Below are 17778 nucleotides of genomic sequence, written 5' to 3'. Positions count from 1 at the left end.
TGGGGATCGCGGCAGATGCGGATAAGACTCGTCCTGACCTGGAAGAAGGTCGCCGGTCTGATCGTACTGGGGATAGCAGGTGCTCTACTCGTCGGCTGGTCGGGCTTGGTTTCCATCGCAGCTTCATCTGGCCACTTCGCCATCACGCGCTGGTTCCTCGGCTGGACCATGGAAAATGCAGTCGAAACGCAGTCAATGCTGATCAAGAAGCCTGAGCACATCGAGCTCGACGACCCGGCCCTCATCCGGAGATCCGCCGGACATTATGCGACCGGCTGCGCAGCCTGCCACGGCGCGCCGGGGGTCCCGCAGTCGCCCGTGGTTGAGCAGATGACCCCGAGCCCGCCTCGCCTCGAAGAGAAGGTTGGCGACTGGAGCGACGAGGAACTGTTCTGGATCGTCAAGAACGGGATTAAGTATTCTGGCATGCCGGCCTGGCCCGCACCGGAGCGCGAGGACGAGGTTTGGGCGCAGGTGGCCTTCCTGCGGGCCCTGCCCGGCATGACGCGCGCCGAGTACGCGGAATTGGCCTTGGGCGGCGGACTTGCGGACAGTGATGTCGCAGCGGGGGGAGAGACCACTGCCGCCTTGGACGGCATCGTCGAAAATGCGCTGGCCGACTGTGCCCGTTGTCATGGTCGGGACGGGCTCGGTCGGGGCGCAGGCAAGGCGGGGGACGCCTTTCCCGTCATCGCCGGACAGCCCGCGGCCTATCTTTACGCCACCTTGCGGGCGTTCGCGCTCGGCCGGCGGGAAAGCGGTTTCATGGAGCCCCCCGCAAACCGCTACACGCCTGAGGTGCTCGAGGCGCTGGCGCAGCATTATGCGGCGCGGCCTGGGCGGGAGATCGCGGCGGCCGGGGGCGCGAAACCGGCAGCCACGGCCTCCGGCGCGGCGGGCCATCCATTCGAGGACGCTCCTGTCGCTGGCGAGCCATACAACGGTCGCGCGCCTGAGAACTCTCTCCTGTCATTGGAGAGTTGGCAGGACCAGGCCGGCGTCCTCGAAGGCGAAGGCGAGCTTTCTTATGCCGAGGTTCCCTTGGCAGCGGCTGCAGGGCCGCCGACCAGCCGCGAGGGAATCCTCCGGCTCGGAAGGCGCATAGCCCTTGAAGGCATCGGATTCAGGAAGGTTCCCGCCTGCCAGAGCTGCCATGGTCAGGCGGGATGGGCGAGGAATCCGTACTACCCCTACTTGGCTGGTCAGGCGGAGTGGTACCTCTCGGAGCAGCTCAGCCTCTGGCAGGAGGGGAGGCGCGGGGGCACCGAATATGCGCACGTCATGAACGAGATCGCGCGAAACATGACGGATGAGCAGATCGAGGCGGTCTCTGCCTGGTATTCTGAGCTACCCGAACCGGTTCAAGATGAAAGAGAAACTTCCCCTCCGTCCTCGCGTTGAGCGGCAACCACGGGCTGCGACTCTGCTATCTCGGGCGAGCGGCATTGGCTTCAGGGAGGACGACGCATGAACAATCTGTGGCTGGTTGTCGCTCTGGCATTGCTTCCCGGACTGGGAAATTTTGCTGGCGCGATGGTCGCCGAATTCATCCGAACGACGCCGCGGCTTCTTAATTTTGCGCTCCATACCGCCTCCGGCATCGTCATCGGCGTCGTCGCAATCGAACTCATGCCGGAAGCGCTCAACAACCTCGCCGGCTGGTGGATTGCGCTGTCTTTCGCCGCCGGCGGTGCTGTCTACATCGGCATGGAGACGCTGCTCGAAAAGAAGCAGAGTGCGAAGAGCGGCGGCGGCAGCACCGGCATGTGGATGATCTACGTGGCTGTTGCCGTTGATCTCTCCGGCGATGGCCTGATGATCGGCTCGGGCTCTGCGGTGGGCATCTCACTGGCCATTGTGCTGGCCGCTGGGCAGGTGCTTGCCGATTTTCCCGAAGGCTACTCGGTCGTGGCGAACCTCAGAGAGAACGGTGTTGCCCGGAAGCGGCGGATTGCGGTCTCGTTGTCGTTCCCTCTCTACTGCCTCGGAGCAGCTTTGCTCGCGTGGTTTCTGCTGCGGAGTGCACCGGACGCCGCCAAATACGTCGCCTTGAGTTTCGTTGCCGGACTGCTGTCAGTTGCCGCAGTCGAGGACATGCTTGAGGAGGCGCATGAGGCTGCGAATGACAATCGTTCATCGGCGCTGGCCTTCGTCGGCGGCTTCGTCCTTTTTACCTTGGTCTCATCCGGACTGGAGACAGTCTTGAGCGAAGGTGGCGCTTCGGGTGGGCAGGGCGGCTCAGGAAGCCAGGAAACCGGGGAAGCTTCGAATGCCACATGACCACGGGCACAGCCACATTGATCCCAAGTCCGGAGATCGGCGGGTATCGGTCGCCATCTGGGCGAACGGTCTTCTGACCGTTGCGCAGGTCGTCGGAGGAGTCCTTTCTGGCAGCCTCGCCTTGATCGCAGATGCGTTGCATAATTTCTCCGATATGGCTTCGCTGGTCATTGCCTTCGCCGCGCGGAAGATTGCACGTCGCCCGGCAGACGAGCGCATGACGTTCGGCTACGGCCGGATCGAGATCGTCGCCGCACTCATCAACTACACCACGCTCATCCTCGTCGGCTTCTATCTGATCTATGAGGGGGTGATGCGTATGATTGATCCGCCCGAGGTTGAGGGCTGGACGGTCGTGATCCTCGGTGGCGTTGCCCTGTTCGTAGACGCCCTGACGGCGCTGCTCACCTACTCGATGCAGAAGGGCAGCGTGAACATTCGCGCGCTCTTTCTGCACAACCTGTCGGACGCTTTGGCGTCTGTTGGTGTGATCGTCGGCGGCGCCCTGATCCTCCTCTACGATATGCGGTGGGTCGATCCAGCGATCACGATCGGTATCGCGCTCTATATCCTCTACCTGGCCTTCACGGAAATCGGCGGCCCGATCCGTTCTCTCATGCTCGGCAGCCCGCCCGACATCGACAGCAGGGCCGTCATCGAGACCATGCGTTGCGTCGACGGCGTTGATGACGTCCATCACGTGCACCTTTGGCAGATGCAGGAGCACGAGGCCGCGCTCGACTGCCACGTCGTCCTCACCGAGGAAGGCTGGACCCGCATCGAGACGATCAAGGGCACGATCAAGGACAAGTTGGAAGCCGACTTCGGCATCACCCATTCCAGCCTCGAGTTCGAGAACATCCATCGCGCCCATCGGGACGCCGAGCTCTTCGGCCACGGAGACGGACGGAAGGAGGACAATCATGTTCATTGAGACGCTCAAGGATGATGATGAAGTCGTCGGCATCGTCTGCCGCGGCAAGCTGACCGCAGAGGACATGAAGCGCATGCACGTGCTGCTGCACGAAAAGCTGGTATCGGCGGAGCGGCCGGGCCTGGTCGTCGACCTGACGGAGTTCAAAGGCTACGAAGATGCGGACGCCCTTCGCGAGGACATGAAAATGGATATCTCGCACCGCAACGACTTCTCCCGCATCGCCGTCATTGGGGACAGGAAGTGGATCGAATGGGGAATGTCGCTGGCCGGTGCAATCACCCGCGCCGAAATGCGCTGGTTCGACAGCAGCGAAGCTGAGGCGGCGCAGGTCTGGGCGCGACGACAGTAGAGCCATTTCCCGGATGACGCAGCCAGGCACGAGCAGCTCGTGTCGGACAATTTCAAGCGGGCGCGACGACAGTAGAGCCATTTCCCGGATGACGCAGCCAGGCACGAGCAGCTCGTGTCGGACAATTTCAAGCGGGCGTGACGAAGACCTGCTTCCACGTTACAAGCCGCTCCGAGATTGTGAGAACGGCGATGAGCGCCCCGGCCTCGGCCCCGAGAATCACCCAGAGGGTGTTCCACAGGTGGCCATAGGCCGCCAGGAACAGGATGTGGTCGTACCCGGTCACCATGTGCTTGGCGCCGAGATACATGAAGGGAATGAGGTTCACCCCCCAGATCTCCTGGATGTAGCCCGCGCCACCGGGGGTGACGTTGTGGGCCAGCGCAAGTCCGGCACTCAGCAAAAGCGCGGCCAGCGCAAGAAGGGACAGGGCAGCGGTCCGGCGCATGCCGGGATCGCTCCAGCCCCGATGACTTGTGGTCATGGATTGGACTCCGCTTGGGTCTTTCAGGATCGGTGTGTTGCGCACGCGGCGCAGCCGATTCAGACGCGCGGAGGTCGCTCTACACGGAAGACCCGGTGCGGGCCGTCGACCGACACCGGAAGGCGCGACAGGTCCCGGCAGCCGGGAATCGGCTCGGGAGTTTGCGCAAGCGACAGGACCGCCGGGCTGTGGTCATGGTCGGCGGCGTCATGGCCATGGCCATGCATCGCCCAGTTTCCCCCGCCAACCGCACGGGGAAACCCGCGCGAGATTTTTGGGGGAAGCTACACCCGGGCTTCGCCCGGCTTCCGCTTCCCCCAAAATCACCACCTGCAATGTCGCGCAGTTTCACCAGCGGTGTCGCTGCACAGCAGATGGCACTTTTCAGCGGTCGCTCGAGGGTGGCCCAACTGTGCATATGGGAAGTCCGGCTTTCTGTTGTGCGACATATTTAATAGGTGCATACTAACCCAAAAGTCGTTTTGAGAGGGCGCTGCCAACATGCCATCAATGATCCTCAAGCTGAAGATCCGGAATTTCCGCGGCGTTCAAGAACTTGATTGGCATCCCTCAGCCGGACTGAATTTTATATTAGGGGGCGGGGACACAGGAAAGACCACGGTGTTAGACGCCATAGACCTTCTGTTCTCTCCATCCAGCTCTTTCACTGTTTCTGAAACGGATTACTGGATGAGAGATACCACAAATGGCTTCAGTGTTGAGGCCGTAGTTCGCCTGAGTGAAGATATAGCAATCAATACCCAACCCAATATGGCTTACCCTTGGCATTGGGACGGAAAGGAAGCTGTGCTTCCTAACAATAGTGAAGAGAACGCTGAAAACGATGAGGTGTATCGATTCCGGTTCACAGCAAACGATCAGCAAGAAACCTTGTGGGAAATTGTGCAGCCGGACGGAAACACGATTCGTTTTTCTGTGGGGCTCAGGCGACAGATTGGATTGGTTTCGCTCCCAAGTGATGACCGAAACGATAAGGATCTCAGGTTGGTGCACGGATCTGCTCTGGATCGGCACATAGGCGATCCATCCTTGCGCTACCGCATCGGCAAACAGGTTGCCAGCATAAATCTTCAAGACGAACTGTCGGATGAGGCGCACCTGTTTAACAGTAGAGCCATTTCCCGGATGACGCAGCCAGGCACGAGCAGCTCGTGTCGGACAATTTCAAGCGGGCGTGACGAAGACCTGCTTCCACGTTACAAGCCGCTCCGAGATTGTGAGAACGGCGACGAGCGCCCCGGCCTCGGCCCCGAGAATCACCCAGAGGGTGTTCCACAGGTGGCCATAGGCCGCCCCCGAGGCCATCGCGATCGGCGCGCTCGGGATTGGGCTCGCCACCACGGCGAGGGTTATCAGCCCGACGACCAGCAGAGGGCCGAATACGCCAGCCTCGGCCACCATTCGATCGAGCGCCTTGCGGTCGAAACGGGCGGCGAGATCGGGCGAGCCCCAGAGCAGCCAAGCGCCGACGAGGATGGCGGCGAGCGCCGCGAGAGCAATTGCGGCGCGCCTGTTCACGTCAGGCGGCAGCCGGTTCGTAGCCCGCCTCGCGAATTGCGTTCCGGATGGCGTCGTCGTCCAGCGCGCTGTCGACCTGAACGGTCCGGTCGGACAGGTCGCAGTCCACCTGTGCCGCGGGATCGACGGACCGGATCGACTTTTCGATGGCGGAGGTGCAGTGGCCGCAGCTCATCTTCTCAACCTTGTACTTTGTCATGTCGCGTCTCCTTTCCCGCGTCAGGTGGGAGTTCCCGCGCGGGAAGGTCAAGGCCCCGGCAAGCTTCCGGCGCTTCGGATCCACATGCGTCGGTCAGGCGGCCTCCGCGGCCTCCTTCAACAGACCCCGCACGCTGATCTCGACGCCGCCGGCCACCTGCTGCAAGATGACGTTGCAAGACAGCATTGCGCCCACACGCGGCTCGATCTTGATGGCCTGAGCGACGGCCTTGAAGATCGAGATCGCGCCGACGGCGCCTATAAAGGTGGCCACCGGCGCTGCGATCCAGATCAGCGCGCCAGCGATCATGAGGAAATCCGCCAGCGCCTCAGGGAAGGGGCACAGATAGCCGTAGCGCACCCGGCGCCGCGCCAGGAGGCCGTAGTTCAGGAAGGTGGTTTTCCGGGTCGTCCACGAGACGTCGGACGATCTGCATGCCACGCGGACCTTCCTGACGCTTGAGCAGGAACTCTTTACCTTGTTCAGCCGCCCAAGGCTCGGCTGAGCGCATCCTTCATTGCCTTCAGACTTTCTGTCTTCCGATCTATCTCGCGAATGTGCTCCTTGGCGGCGCACTCAATATCGGCGCGGGTACGGCCGTCGCCCTCATAGAGACCCAAGAGGCTGCGGCATTCTTCGATTGAGAATCCAAGGGAGCGGGCGCGGCCCAGGAAGCATATCTTGTGCAGGTCGGATTCGCTGAAGTGCCGGTAGCCATTGGGCTCGCGCTCTGATCGGACAAGGCCGACCTCCTCGTAATAGCGGATGGTTTTCGCAGGGAGGCCCGAACGAGCAGCCACCTCTCCGATATTCATGTTCCGCTCCTTATTCAGCCGGTTTCAGGGCAGGTGCGTCACGGGACACATCGGCGGTCTCGTCCATCGTCGGACGCAGCCCTCGCAGTCTCAGCGCATTACTCAGAACGAAGACGGAAGAAAGCGCCATCGCTCCAGCGGCCAGGACGGGAGAAAGCAAAAGGCCGAGGGCCGGATATAGAACGCCGGCAGCTACAGGTATCAGCGCCGTGTTGTAGCCAAAGGCCCAGAACAGGTTCTGCCGGATGTTCCGCATGGTGCTGCGCGAGACCTCGAAGGCGTTCACCACACCGCGCAAGTCGCCGGACATCAGCACCACGTCGGCAGACTCGATTGCCACGTCGGCGCCTGTTCCAATGGCGATACCCACGTCCGCATGGGCGAGAGCGGGCGCGTCATTGATCCCGTCGCCGACGAAGGCAATGCTGATGCCATCTTTCCGCAGTTCATCCAGTGCTGCCACCTTTCCATCGGGCAGTACTCCTGCCACGACATGATCGATACCGGTCTCGCGTGCGATAGCTTCGGCCGTCTCACGTTTGTCGCCGGTGATCATCGCGACCTTGAGGCCAAGATCGTGTAGCGCGGCGATGGCGGCACGGCTCGCCGGTTTCACCGGATCGGCCACGGCGATCAGTGCGGCGGCGCGGCCGTCGATGGCAGCGAAAAGCGCTGTTCGTCCTTTTCGGGCGAGCTCCGTTTCCGTCGCGCCGAGAGCAGAGATGTCGACGCCTTCCCTGACCATGAACCGGTCAGCACCCACCAGCACCTCACGCCCCGCCACGCGGGCCTTCACGCCATATCCGGTGACCGAGCTAAAGCTTTCAACTTCAGGCAGCCGGATGCCCTCTGCCCGGGCGGCGCGAACGACGGCCTCGGCAATAGGGTGCTCCGAACGAGCCTCCACGGCGGCGACGAGGGAAAGCACTTCGGCTCGAGCGAAACCCTCGACCGGAGTGAGATCTGTCAGTTCCGGTCGCCCCTGTGTAACCGTGCCGGTCTTATCGAGTGCAACGACCGCGACCCCTGAGAGAGTCTGCAAGGCGTCGCCTTTTCGAAAGAGAACTCCCATTTCAGCCGCGCGTCCGGTACCCACCATGATCGAAGTCGGTGTCGCCAAGCCCATGGCGCAAGGGCAGGCGATGATCATGACGGAAACCCCGGCCACGAGCGCGAAGCTGAGTGCCGGCGCCGGACCGAAGGAGAGCCAGCCGAAGACCGCAAGCAGCGCCACGCCGATCACCGCCGGCACGAACCACAGCGTCACACGGTCCACGAGTCCCTGGATTGGAAGTTTGGCGCCTTGTGCCTCTTCGACCATTCGGATGATCTGGGCGAGCGTCGTATCGGCGCCGACACGTGTCGCGCGGAAGCGGAAGCCGCCCGGTCCGTTTACAGTGCCGCCCGTGACCGGGTCGCCCGGCTTCTTTGCCACGGGGATTGGCTCGCCGGTGATCATGCTTTCATCGACGTGGCTCGTGCCGTCGGCCACCTCACCGTCCACCGCGATGCGCTCTCCGGGCCGGACGACCAGCACGTCGCCCGCGGCGAGCTCTTCGATCGGCACCTCGACCGTGTCTCCGTTTCGTTCGACACGAGCGGTCTTCACCTGCATGCCGAGCAGCTTTCTGATTGCGGCGCCGGTGCGGCCCCTGGCGCGCGCCTCCAACCAGCGTCCGAGCAGGATCAATGTCGCGATGACGGCCGCCGCCTCGTAGTAAACAACACGGGTGCCCTCCGGGAGCAGTCCTGGCGCGAACGTCGCGATGACGGAGAAGAGCCAAGCCGCGGCCGTGCCGAGCGCGACCAAGGAGTTCATGTCGGGCGCCCCCCGCAGGAGGGTGGGAACGCCCTTGATGTAGAAACGCCGACCGGGACCGGCGAGAATGGCAGTGGTCAATACGAACTGCAGCAGCCAGATCGTCTGTTGCCCGACCCTGTGTGCGAGCCAATCGTGGAAGCCGGGAAGCGTATGGCCGCCCATCTCGACGAGGAAGACCGGGAGAGTGAGAATGCTGGCGATCACCACGTCGCGACGAAGAATGCGCGCTTCTTCCTCCTTGCGTGCGGAGTTGTCCTGCGGCGATTCGGCACCTGCCAATTTCGCGGGGTAGCCGGCTTCGGCCGCGGCCGCGACAAGCGCCCGAGGCGTCGTCGCCCCTTCGACATAGGTGACAGTAGCGGTCTCCGTGGCGAAATTGACAGAGGCCTCGAGAACGCCCGGCACTGCCGCCAGCGCCTTGTCCACCCTGCCGACGCATGAGGCGCAGGACATCGACGCGATGGACAAGGTGACCTTTTGCCTGCGAGCCGGGTACCCCGTCTCGCGCAGCACGTCTGCAAGGCTCGAAGGCGTCGCGGGCCCGCTGCCGCAATTTCCGTGGCGAGGTTCACATTCACTTCCTTCACCCCCGGCAATGCGGCCAGCGCCTTGTCCACCCGGCCGACACAGGAGGCGCAGGACATGCCCTCGATGGAAAACCTGATCTGCTGCAGCTCGCTCATGTCGCTCTCCGCATCTCTGAGTGGCACCGGAGATGGGGGCTCCCACACGATGAGACCGGCCACACCTGGCATCATTCGGACGCCGATCTCTTCACCATCACCAAGCATGGCGTCGAAGCGGTGGTGCCGGGCTATGAGAGCGACATGCCCGCCTTCGAAGGCGTGCTGAGCGACGCGGAGATCGAGGCCGTCCTCGCCTACATCAAGAGCACCTGGCCCGAACGTCAGCGCACCTTCCAGGCCGAGGTGACAGCCAACGACGAGAGCGAGCCATGAGCGGGGAAGAGCAGGTCGCCGATAGATCGCGCCGATTGAGCCTCCTGCTGGTGCTCCCGGTGGCCCTGTTCCTGGCGCTCGCCGGAGCCTTCTTCTGGGGGCTCATGAACACCGACGACAAGCTGCCGAGCACCATGATCGGGCGCGCGGTGCCGGAGTTCGACCTGCCGCCGCTCGAGGGGCGTGACAACGGGCTGTCGTCGGAGGATCTGCGCGGGGAGGTCTCGATCGTGAACGTCTGGGCGTCGTGGTGCGCGCCGTGCCGGGTCGAGATGCCGCTCCTCGTCGAACTGGCGGAGGCGGGCACGGTGCCGATCCACGGCATCAACTACAAGGACGACCCCGCGGCCGCGGAGAGGTTCCTGGCCGAGCTGGGCGATCCCTATACCCGCATCGGGGTGGACCGCTCCGGCCGGACCTCGATCGACTGGGGCGTCTATGGCCTGCCCGAGACCTTCGTCATCGATGCCGAGGGACGCATCGCACACAAGCATGTCGGCGCCTTCGACCGGCGCATGCTGGAAGAGGACATCCTTCCCGTGGTTCGCCGCCTTCAGGCGGAGGACGGCGCATGAGACGCCGTGGCTTCCTCGCGGGAGCGCTTGCGATGGGTGCGACGCCGGTCAGCGCGCGGCCGGTCATGCCGCTGCACGAGAGCCCGCGTCAGCTCCTGTCGCCGTCCTTCGTGGACGGTTCGGGGCAGGAGCGGACGCTCGAGGAGTTCCGCGGCCGCACGGTGCTCCTCAATGTCTGGGCCACCTGGTGCGTCCCGTGCCGCGAGGAGATGCCGGCGCTCGACCGCCTGCAGGCCCGGCTGGGCGGGCCCGGCTTCCACGTCCTCGCGCTCTCGATCGACCGGGCCGGCATGGACGCAGTCCGCAGGTTCTACCGGGACATCGGCATCCGGCATCTCGATCTCTACCTCATCGAGGAGATGAAGGGGATGTTGGGCTTCGGCATCATCGGCCTTCCCACCACCATCCTGATCGATCCGCGCGGGCTGGAGATCGCCCGGCGGGTCGGCCCGGCGGAATGGGACAGCGCCGCGGCCCTCTCGTATTTCCAGGACATCATCGCAGAAGGACACAACAGCCGATGACCGATTTCTCTCATACCGATCAGCCGAAGCGGCCCGCTCTTCGCCTGCCGGGCAGGAGGCAAACCCTCATGCTGACCGCATTGGCGGTCGTCGGGGGCGGGGCGGCTCTCAACTGGGGCTGGCTCACGGCGATCGGCGCGGCACCGCTGATCCTCAGTCTCGCTCCATGCGCAGCCATGTGCGCGCTGGGGCTGTGCATGCGCGGGGGCTCGTCCGCCTGCGCCAAGTCCAAGACTCCGGCAGCAAAGCCGGACGACCACATCGACTAACCCTCATACCGAAAGGACACGACATGACCATCACGACCAAGCTCGCCTCCGCCACAGCTCTGGCCCTGCTGCTCGCGGCTCCTGTCGTTCACGCCCAGGACACCGCCCAGGAGACCGGCGGCGGCCAGGCGGAAGGCGGCCACATGAACATGCAAGGCGGCGCCATGGCCGGCATGGAAGGCATGGAGGGCATGATGCCAATGATGAAGATGATGGCGCAGATGGGCCCGATGATGGAGGCGTGCACCGAGATGATGCAGGCGATGAACGCCGAGATGGATGCGCCCGAGGCCGAAGGCGACAACGGCTGACGGTGAGCGTCCGCCCGGACCGCCCGGGCCGGGCGGACGCGCCGAAGAAGGAAATCCCATGAACAAGCCCCGAGCCACATCCGTCCGTCGCTTCCACATCGTCCTGTGGAGCGGCACCATCGCGTTCGCGCTCCTGGCCGCGGGCCTTTTCGCCCTGCGCATGCAGACCGAGCCGGAACCGAAGATCACCTACCAGGGCGAAGCCGACATCCGCTCCGAATTCTCTCTCGTGGATCATACCGGGCGCGCCGTCACCGAGGAGGATTATGCCGATCGCTGGCAGCTCGTCTTCTTCGGCTTCACCTACTGCCCCGACATCTGCCCCACCACGCTGGCCTACATGGGCACCGTGCTGGATCTGCTCGGCGAGAAGGCCGATCGCGTGGCGCCGCTCTTCGTCACCGTCGATCCGGAGCGCGACACGCCGGAGGTGCTTTCGGACTACGTCGCCGCCTTCCATCCCCGCCTCACCGGGCTGACCGGCACCGAAGCCCAGGTGGCCGCGGCCGCCGAAGCGTTCAAGGTCTATTACGAGCGGCTCGAGGACGAGAGCGCGCCGGACGGATACCTCATGGCTCATTCCGGACACATCTACCTGATGCGCCCCGACGGGCGCTTCGAGGCGGTGTTTCTCGAGGGAGATCAGTCCCCGGAGGCTCTCGCCGAAGAGATTTCCAGGCGCATCGCCAAGGAGGATAGATCGTGATGATCCGACCGCTGCTGATCGCAGCCCTGCTCACCGCCTCACCGGCCCTGGCCGAAGTCTCGGTTGCCGCCCCCTGGGCGCGGGCGAGCATCATCGCCGCCCGCCCTGGCGCGGCCTACCTGAGGCTCGCGACGACCGAGGCCGACAGGCTCCTCTCCGTCACCACGCCCATCGCGGACCGCGTCATGATCCACGCGGTCGAGGCGGGGGATGACGGCGTTGCCCGCATGCGTCCGCTCGATGCGCTCGATCTGCAGCCGGACGTGCCGGTGACACTGGAACCGGGCGGCATGCATATCATGCTCATGGGCCTGACCGAGCGACTGGTGGAGGGCACCAGCTTTCCCCTGACCTTGACCTTCGAAATGGCGGGCGAAGTCGTGGTCGATGTCCCGGTGCTCGGCATCGCGGCAACCGGACCCGGGGATGACGCGCGATGAGAACCCTTTTCTTCTCGCTCCTGCTTCTCGGCGCGACGCCGGCCGTCGCCGATCACCCCGGCGACGACCTCAACTTCGTGATGGCCGGAAAGGAGGCGGCGTTCGAGCCGCTCGAGCCGCAGGCAGCGCTCGACCTGGCGCTCGTGGATGCAGAAGGTCGCGCACTCGATGCCGGCGATGTCTCGGGTCGGATCCTCGCGGTTAGCTTCGCGCCGGGAGCATGCGGCGCGCCCTGCGCGGCTCAGCAGGCCCAACTCGCCGAGGTCCTCGCCTCGCTGAACGACACGCCCATGCGCGACATGGTCAGCTTTGTCACCGTGTCCGACAGCGCCGAAACGGCAGAAGGCCGCGCACCCGATAACTGGATCACAGCAAGCCCGGCGGATGGCCGGGCGGTATCCGATCTGAGGGATGCCTTCGGCCAGCGCAGCGAACGGCCGGGCAGCGCGCCGATGATCCACCTGCTCGACCGGGACGGCCGGCAGGTCGGCATCTTCCATGGGTCGGGGTTTCAGCCGATGAACCTGCTGCTCTACATCAACGGCCTGACCAACAGGCATCCCACTCCCGAGCCAGCCGGCCTGCTGGAGCGGATGCTCGGGTGGTTGCGATGATCATGGCATCGTCGAGTTTGGCGGGCGCGCGGCCGGACTGGCTCGCGGCCCTGCGCCGCTTCGCCGTCTTCACTCTGTTCGGGCATCTGCTCTGGGAGATGGCGCACGTCCCGCTTTACACCATCTGGGCTGAGGGCAGCGCAGGCGAGATCGCCTTTGCGGTCGTGCATTGCACCGGTGGCGATCTTCTCATCGCGATGAGCACGCTGCTTCTGGCCCTCTTCACGGTCGGCTCTCGGTCCTGGCCGGATGAGAAGATCGGCACGGTTCTTCTGGCGGCGATCCTCCTCGGTGTCGGCTACACCATCTTCAGCGAGTGGCTGAACATCGTCGTGCGCGAGGCCTGGGCGTACCGGGACATCATGCCGGTCATTCCGGTCATCGACGCGGGCCTCACGCCGGTGCTGCAATGGATCGTGGTGCCCACGCTGGCCTATGCCGCGGCGCTAAGACGGTGGCCGTGGGCTGGGCGGGGAGAGGCTCATGCTTGACGCCACGTCCCTTGGCGCCATCGCGGCTCTCGCCGCCGGCGCGATCTCCTTCGTCTCACCTTGCGTCCTGCCGCTGGTCCCCGGCTACGTCTCCTACATCGCCGGCCGCACCGGGCCCGCAGGGCGAACCGGTCCCCGCTGGGAAGCTGTCTGGCTCAGCTTCTGCTTCGTTCTCGGCTTCTCGACGATCTTCATGGCGCTCGGTGCCTCGGCCACGGCGCTGGGACAGGTTCTGCTGCGCTGGCGCTACGAGTTGAACCTGCTGGGCGGCGCCATCGTGATCCTGTTCGGCCTGTTCATGCTGGGCGCGGCGCGCATCCAGATGATGGAGCGCGACCTGCGCTTCCACCTCGATCTGCCCGGCGGCCGCCCGGTCGCCTCCTACGTCCTCGGTCTCGCCTTCGGCTTCGGCTGGACGCCCTGCATCGGTCCGATCCTGGGCGCCATCCTCACCGCCAGCGCCGCCAGCGCCACGGTCTCCGAGGGGGTTGCTCTGTTGGCAATCTATTCGGCCGGCCTCGGCATTCCGTTCCTGATCGTGGCGGGCTTCACCGATAGGATCGCCGGAAAGATCCGGGCCATCGGCCGCATCGGGCGCCGCCTGCACCAGGGCGCGGGACTGGTGATGATCGTGATGGGATTGGCGATGATGACCGGACAGCTCAGCGCGTTTTCCTGGTGGTTGCTCGAGACCTTTCCGGTTCTGGGGCGGATCGGATGATCGTTCGCCATGACCGGATGACCTATGGCGGGCCCGGAAGCTCGGGGCGCCGAGGAGGCTGCAAAAATCGCCTGGCGCTCCGCAGGGAGCGGAAATCTTCGCTGGAAAGCATCCCCGCCGGGGACGGTCCCCGCGCAAGCGATTCCCCAAGTCCAGAGGCTGGGTCACCAATTCCTATCCCGCTTCCGGGAGGACCATTGGCGCCTGGACCAGGCGCGAGCTTCATCCTCCATTGCCGCGTCCCGGTGGAGGGGCAACAGCGGCGCGCAATAGAAGGGGATCGGGTTCGAGAATTGCCAGCGTCAGAAATGCAGCGTTCCTCGCGGCAGCCATCAGCGAAATTCCGCTGAAAGAGGCGCAGCCCGGTATTGTTGGCGTTAATCCTTTTTTCGCGCCAATCCGATTTGGTAAAAGAAGCCACTGCTCTCGATGAGAGTGAACTGAAAGTAGAAGTGGGACGACTTCCTTGAGGATGTGGAAAAATGGCGGCCTGACCCGCCGGGGATTGATGCGTGCGTTCGCGGCCGCTGCGGTAGTTGCGGCGCCGACCTACGCCAACGCATTCGGATTCCTCCGGGGTGCAGGCGACATACGTGCAATGAAGATGTATTCCGCGCGGACCGGTGAGCAGATCAACATGATCTACTGGGCTGACGGAAAATACATACCGGAAGCGCTTCAAGAAATCAGCCGATTCATGCGAGACTGGCGGAACGGAGAAATCAAAGAGATCGACAAGCAGGCGATCGACATCGTGTCTGCGACGCATGGGCTTCTGGATGTTTCGGAGCCGTACCTCCTGATATCCGGATATCGCTCGCCCGAGACCAACGAAATGCTTCGCAGGCGGTCCAAAGGCGTCGCGAAGAATTCTCTGCATCTTTCCGGTAAAGCGGCGGATCTACGGCTCAAGTCACGAGACGTACAGCAGTTGGCGCGAGCGGCGGCGTCGCTGGGCGCCGGCGGAGTCGGTCGCTATAGCAGATCGAACTTTGTCCATATGGACAGCGGGAACGTCAGAAGCTGGGGTTCATAATAAGGATCACTCGCCCGCGGACATTGAAATGACGTAGGTCCTGATCGCCGACAATATGAGCTGAATTGCCGCTGGTGTGGCACCTGAACGGAAGAGGAAGACATGGCATCAGCAGCCGAACAGATGGCGGCCAACATGAGCTGGAGCGCCTTGGGGAAGGCGGCGGAGTTGCGCAGGCGTATCCTCTTCACGCTGGCGCTTCTCTGCGTCTACCGGCTTGGAACCTATATTCCCGTTCCAGGTATCGACGGAAATGCGCTCCGAGACTTCATGGAGCAGGCCTCCGCCGGAATCGGTGGTATCCTCAACATGTTCACCGGCGGCGCGATCTCGCGAATGGGAATCTTCGCGCTCGGGATCATGCCCTATATTTCAGCCTCCATCATCGTGCAGTTGATGACAGCCATGGTGCCGCAACTCGAGCAGATGAAGAAGGAGGGCGAGGCCGGACGCAAGAAGATCAACCAGTACACACGCTACGGGACCGTTCTTCTGGCGACGGTCCAAGCCTACGGGCTTGCGGTATCCCTTGAGGCCGGTGACCTCGCGACCGACCCAGGGTTCTTCTTCCGCGCGTCCTCCGTCATCACCCTCGTGGGCGGCACGATGTTCCTGATGTGGCTCGGTGAGCAAATCACGCATCGCGGGATCGGTAACGGAATCTCCTTGATCATCTTTGTTGGCATCATCGCCGAGGTCCCGGGGGCGCTGGCGCAGTTTTTCGCTTCCGGCAGATCGGGAGCGATCAGTCCCGCCGTCATTGTCGGCATTGTGGTGATGGTCGTGGTGGTAATCGCGTTCGTCGTCTTCATGGAGCGGTCCTTGCGAAAAATCCACATTCAGTACCCACGGCGGCAGGTGGGAATGAAGGTGTATGACGGGGGCTCCTCGCATCTGCCGATCAAGGTGAATCCGGCAGGTGTGGTTCCGGCGATCTTCGCGTCGTCGCTGCTGTTGTTGCCAACGACCTTCGCGACTTTCTCAGGCGGCCAGGCCGGTCCGGTGATGTCGGCGGTTCTCGCCTACTTCGGGCCCGGCCAGCCGCTGTATCTGTTGTTTTTCGGTGCCATGATCGTCTTCTTCACGTACTTCTACACCTCCAATGTCGCGTTCAAGTCTGAAGACGTCGCCGAGAACTTGAAAAACCAGAATGGCTTCATTCCGGGCATCCGACCAGGCAGTCGCACCAAGGAGTACCTCGACTATGTGGTGGTGCGGCTTCTGGTACTTGGATCGGCTTACCTGGCGGCCGTGGCTCTGCTGCCGGAGATTCTTCGCGCCCAGTACGCCGTCCCATTTTACTTCGGCGGCACAAGCGTGCTTATCGTGGTCAGCGTCTCGATGGACACGATTCAGCAAGTCCAATCGCACCTGCTTGCGCATCAATACGAGGGTCTGATCGAGAAGTCTCAACTCCGCGGTAAAAGTCGCGTACGGAAAACGGGCGGGTCCCGTCGGTGAGAGCCGCCAATGCCACCCAAAGACCTCGTTACCCGCACCAAAAGCCGGACAATCCGCGTCCGAGAAAACGCCCTTTGGTCGGGCGCATTCAAAATGCGCTCGGCTCCGGAACACCTCGCGAAGCCTTTCCTGGTCTGCGGCGAGGGACGGTCGACTTTTATTCGCTCCAGTCCGCCCCACTTTGGCCTACGCCTGGTGCGGTGCGCTTGTCGCAGTCGGCGCTTGCGATACGGGAAACGGATCGTCCAGAACCACACCTATTCGCGCCTAAGCTAACGGCCCTTGGTGCCAGAAAGATCGCTTGATGCTGCCAGAAGCTATTCCGTTCCCTAATCTCGATCCGGAACTCTTCTCGATCCACATCGGGACGTTCACCTTTTCGCTGCGCTGGTACGCTCTTGCGTATATCGCCGGGATTTTGCTCGGCTGGCGCCTCTGCGTCATCGCCCTTCGGGATGCGGATCTGTGGCCGCCGAGTGGACCACCGATGTCGAGGCCACAGTTGGATGATCTCGTGACCTGGGTCATCCTCGGCATCGTGATCGGGGGGCGCTTGGGTTTTGTTCTGTTTTATCAGCCCGAGTATTACCTCCAGCATCCGCTCGAGATCATCAAGGTGTGGCACGGTGGCATGTCGTTCCACGGTGGCTTCCTCGGCGTGGCGCTTGCCGTGCTCGTCTTTTGCACGCGCCAGAACATTCGGCTGCTGAGCACGGCAGATTTGCTTGCATTGGCAACACCTCCGGGCCTGTTGTTCGGTCGTCTGGCGAACTTCATTAACGCCGAACTCTGGGGCCGCCCCACGGAACTTCCGTGGGGTGTGATTTTCCCAGGTGAAGCGGCGCAATCCTGCGCCCAGTTTGCCGGCCCCTGTGCCCGTCATCCCTCGCAGCTCTACGAGGCCTTGCTGGAGGGCGTCGTCCTGGGTGGCGTGATGATCTATCTCGCTTGGCGCCGCGGATGGTTCAGAACACCGGGAGCGATGACGGGTACATTCTTGGCCGCTTACGGCACGGCAAGAAGTCTCGTTGAGCTGGTTCGCCAGCCGGATGCCCAGTTCGTCTCTGAGGGGAATCCGGTTGGTTATGCGCTCCAGTTCGGAAGCTGGGGGCTGACCATGGGGCAAATTCTGTCTCTGCCTATGATCGTCACGGGGATCGGGTTGATCGGGTGGGCGCGCCGCCGGAGTTCCGCATCCTCCAGAGGGGGTGGAGTTTCGAGCCGGTTCGGGCGCTAAGCGTGAGCG

At 63.4% G+C, this 17778-nt stretch carries 20 protein-coding genes and 4 pseudogenes; 18 read left to right on the top strand and 6 right to left on the bottom strand.

Annotated elements, in window-relative coordinates; all coding sequences use genetic code 11:
• The first annotated feature begins 15 nt into the window (after positions 1-15).
• The 4 genes from BM162_RS15805 (at position 16) to BM162_RS15790 (ending at position 3566) form a co-directional block, all read left to right on the top strand.
• Complete coding sequence (locus BM162_RS15805) at positions 16-1401, top strand: c-type cytochrome (RefSeq protein WP_093424056.1); 1386 nt, start codon at positions 16-18, stop codon at positions 1399-1401.
• Positions 1402-1467: 66 nt separating this feature from the next.
• On the top strand, positions 1468-2280 hold the full coding sequence (locus BM162_RS15800) for a ZIP family metal transporter (protein WP_218153104.1): 813 nt from the start codon (positions 1468-1470) through the stop codon (positions 2278-2280).
• Positions 2270-3214 (top strand): cation diffusion facilitator family transporter, encoded by a 945-nt coding sequence (locus BM162_RS15795; RefSeq protein ID WP_093424053.1) that lies wholly within the window; start codon positions 2270-2272, stop codon positions 3212-3214. The genes BM162_RS15800 and BM162_RS15795 overlap by 11 nt, the downstream gene beginning before the upstream one ends.
• Positions 3204-3566: a SpoIIAA family protein gene (locus tag BM162_RS15790; RefSeq protein WP_093424051.1), complete on the top strand. Its 363-nt coding sequence runs from the start codon at positions 3204-3206 to the stop codon at positions 3564-3566. The genes BM162_RS15795 and BM162_RS15790 overlap by 11 nt, the downstream gene beginning before the upstream one ends.
• A 256-nt stretch (positions 3567-3822) precedes the next feature.
• On the opposite strand, the pseudogene BM162_RS15785 reads toward BM162_RS15790, so the two are convergent.
• Positions 3823-4050 (bottom strand): annotated as a pseudogene (locus BM162_RS15785) (HupE/UreJ family protein); the annotation flags it as partial.
• 501 nt (positions 4051-4551) lie between these two features.
• Between BM162_RS15785 and BM162_RS23555 the strand changes: the two are divergent.
• Positions 4552-4872, top strand: a pseudogene (locus BM162_RS23555) (AAA family ATPase); the annotation flags it as partial.
• A gap of 363 nt (positions 4873-5235) precedes the next feature.
• On the opposite strand, the gene BM162_RS15775 reads toward BM162_RS23555, so the two are convergent.
• The 5 genes and pseudogenes from BM162_RS15775 to BM162_RS15755 all read right to left on the bottom strand — a co-directional run bounded on the left by BM162_RS15775 (position 5236) and on the right by BM162_RS15755 (position 9108).
• Complete coding sequence (locus BM162_RS15775; protein WP_093424048.1) at positions 5236-5589, bottom strand: TVP38/TMEM64 family protein; 354 nt, start codon at positions 5587-5589, stop codon at positions 5236-5238.
• 1 nt (position 5590) lies between these two features.
• Positions 5591-5788: a heavy-metal-associated domain-containing protein gene (locus BM162_RS15770; RefSeq protein WP_093424044.1), complete on the bottom strand. Its 198-nt coding sequence runs from the start codon at positions 5786-5788 to the stop codon at positions 5591-5593.
• Positions 5789-5881: 93 nt separating this feature from the next.
• Positions 5882-6229 carry a DUF302 domain-containing protein gene (locus BM162_RS23285; RefSeq protein ID WP_245759293.1) on the bottom strand — a complete coding sequence of 116 codons (348 nt, stop codon included), beginning with the start codon at positions 6227-6229 and terminating at the stop codon, positions 5882-5884.
• Between the two features lie 41 nt (positions 6230-6270).
• The gene (locus BM162_RS15760) at positions 6271-6603 is read right to left on the bottom strand and encodes a MerR family transcriptional regulator (RefSeq protein ID WP_093424042.1); all 333 of its coding nucleotides are present in this window, start codon (positions 6601-6603) and stop codon (positions 6271-6273) included.
• Positions 6604-6613: 10 nt separating this feature from the next.
• Positions 6614-9108: pseudogene (locus tag BM162_RS15755) on the bottom strand (heavy metal translocating P-type ATPase).
• Between BM162_RS15755 and BM162_RS15750 the strand changes: the two are divergent.
• The 13 genes and pseudogenes from BM162_RS15750 to lgt form a co-directional block, all read left to right on the top strand.
• Positions 9064-9384: pseudogene (locus BM162_RS15750) on the top strand (c-type cytochrome); the annotation flags it as partial. The pseudogenes BM162_RS15755 and BM162_RS15750 sit on opposite strands and share 45 nt — an antisense overlap.
• Positions 9381-9959, top strand: coding sequence for a DsbE family thiol:disulfide interchange protein (locus BM162_RS15745; RefSeq protein WP_177215191.1), 579 nt, complete (start codon positions 9381-9383; stop codon positions 9957-9959). The pseudogene BM162_RS15750 and the gene BM162_RS15745, both read left to right, overlap by 4 nt.
• Positions 9956-10483 carry a TlpA family protein disulfide reductase gene (locus tag BM162_RS15740; RefSeq protein ID WP_093424040.1) on the top strand — a complete coding sequence of 176 codons (528 nt, stop codon included), beginning with the start codon at positions 9956-9958 and terminating at the stop codon, positions 10481-10483. Before BM162_RS15745 ends, BM162_RS15740 begins: the two co-directional genes overlap by 4 nt.
• Entirely contained in the window at positions 10480-10752 is a 273-nt protein-coding gene (locus BM162_RS15735; protein WP_093424038.1) for a hypothetical protein, read from the top strand. Before BM162_RS15740 ends, BM162_RS15735 begins: the two co-directional genes overlap by 4 nt.
• Positions 10753-10775: 23 nt before the next feature.
• Entirely contained in the window at positions 10776-11063 is a 288-nt protein-coding gene (locus tag BM162_RS15730) for a hypothetical protein (RefSeq protein WP_093424036.1), read from the top strand.
• A 58-nt stretch (positions 11064-11121) separates the two neighbouring features.
• Complete coding sequence (locus BM162_RS15725; RefSeq protein ID WP_093424034.1) at positions 11122-11769, top strand: SCO family protein; 648 nt, start codon at positions 11122-11124, stop codon at positions 11767-11769.
• Complete coding sequence (locus BM162_RS15720; protein WP_177215190.1) at positions 11769-12209, top strand: copper chaperone PCu(A)C; 441 nt, start codon at positions 11769-11771, stop codon at positions 12207-12209. The genes BM162_RS15725 and BM162_RS15720 overlap by 1 nt, the downstream gene beginning before the upstream one ends.
• Complete coding sequence (locus BM162_RS15715; protein WP_093424032.1) at positions 12206-12823, top strand: SCO family protein; 618 nt, start codon at positions 12206-12208, stop codon at positions 12821-12823. The genes BM162_RS15720 and BM162_RS15715 overlap by 4 nt, the downstream gene beginning before the upstream one ends.
• Positions 12820-13314 (top strand): hypothetical protein, encoded by a 495-nt coding sequence (locus BM162_RS15710; protein WP_093424029.1) that lies wholly within the window; start codon positions 12820-12822, stop codon positions 13312-13314. The genes BM162_RS15715 and BM162_RS15710 overlap by 4 nt, the downstream gene beginning before the upstream one ends.
• Positions 13307-14035 carry a cytochrome c biogenesis CcdA family protein gene (locus BM162_RS15705; protein WP_093424027.1) on the top strand — a complete coding sequence of 243 codons (729 nt, stop codon included), beginning with the start codon at positions 13307-13309 and terminating at the stop codon, positions 14033-14035. The genes BM162_RS15710 and BM162_RS15705 overlap by 8 nt, the downstream gene beginning before the upstream one ends.
• 472 nt (positions 14036-14507) lie before the next feature.
• Positions 14508-15071, top strand: coding sequence for a peptidoglycan L,D-endopeptidase MepK (gene mepK / locus BM162_RS15700; RefSeq protein WP_093424024.1), 564 nt, complete (start codon positions 14508-14510; stop codon positions 15069-15071).
• 102 nt (positions 15072-15173) lie between these two features.
• Complete coding sequence (gene secY, locus BM162_RS15695) at positions 15174-16532, top strand: preprotein translocase subunit SecY (RefSeq protein ID WP_093424020.1); 1359 nt, start codon at positions 15174-15176, stop codon at positions 16530-16532.
• 304 nt (positions 16533-16836) lie between these two features.
• Positions 16837-17769 carry a prolipoprotein diacylglyceryl transferase gene (lgt, locus tag BM162_RS15690; protein WP_093424017.1) on the top strand — a complete coding sequence of 311 codons (933 nt, stop codon included), beginning with the start codon at positions 16837-16839 and terminating at the stop codon, positions 17767-17769.
• Positions 17770-17778: the final 9 nt, after the last annotated feature.

The organism is Tranquillimonas alkanivorans (assembly GCF_900115595.1).
GTDB lineage: Bacteria > Pseudomonadota > Alphaproteobacteria > Rhodobacterales > Rhodobacteraceae > Tranquillimonas > Tranquillimonas alkanivorans.
This window is presented reverse-complemented; position numbering and strand designations above follow the sequence as displayed.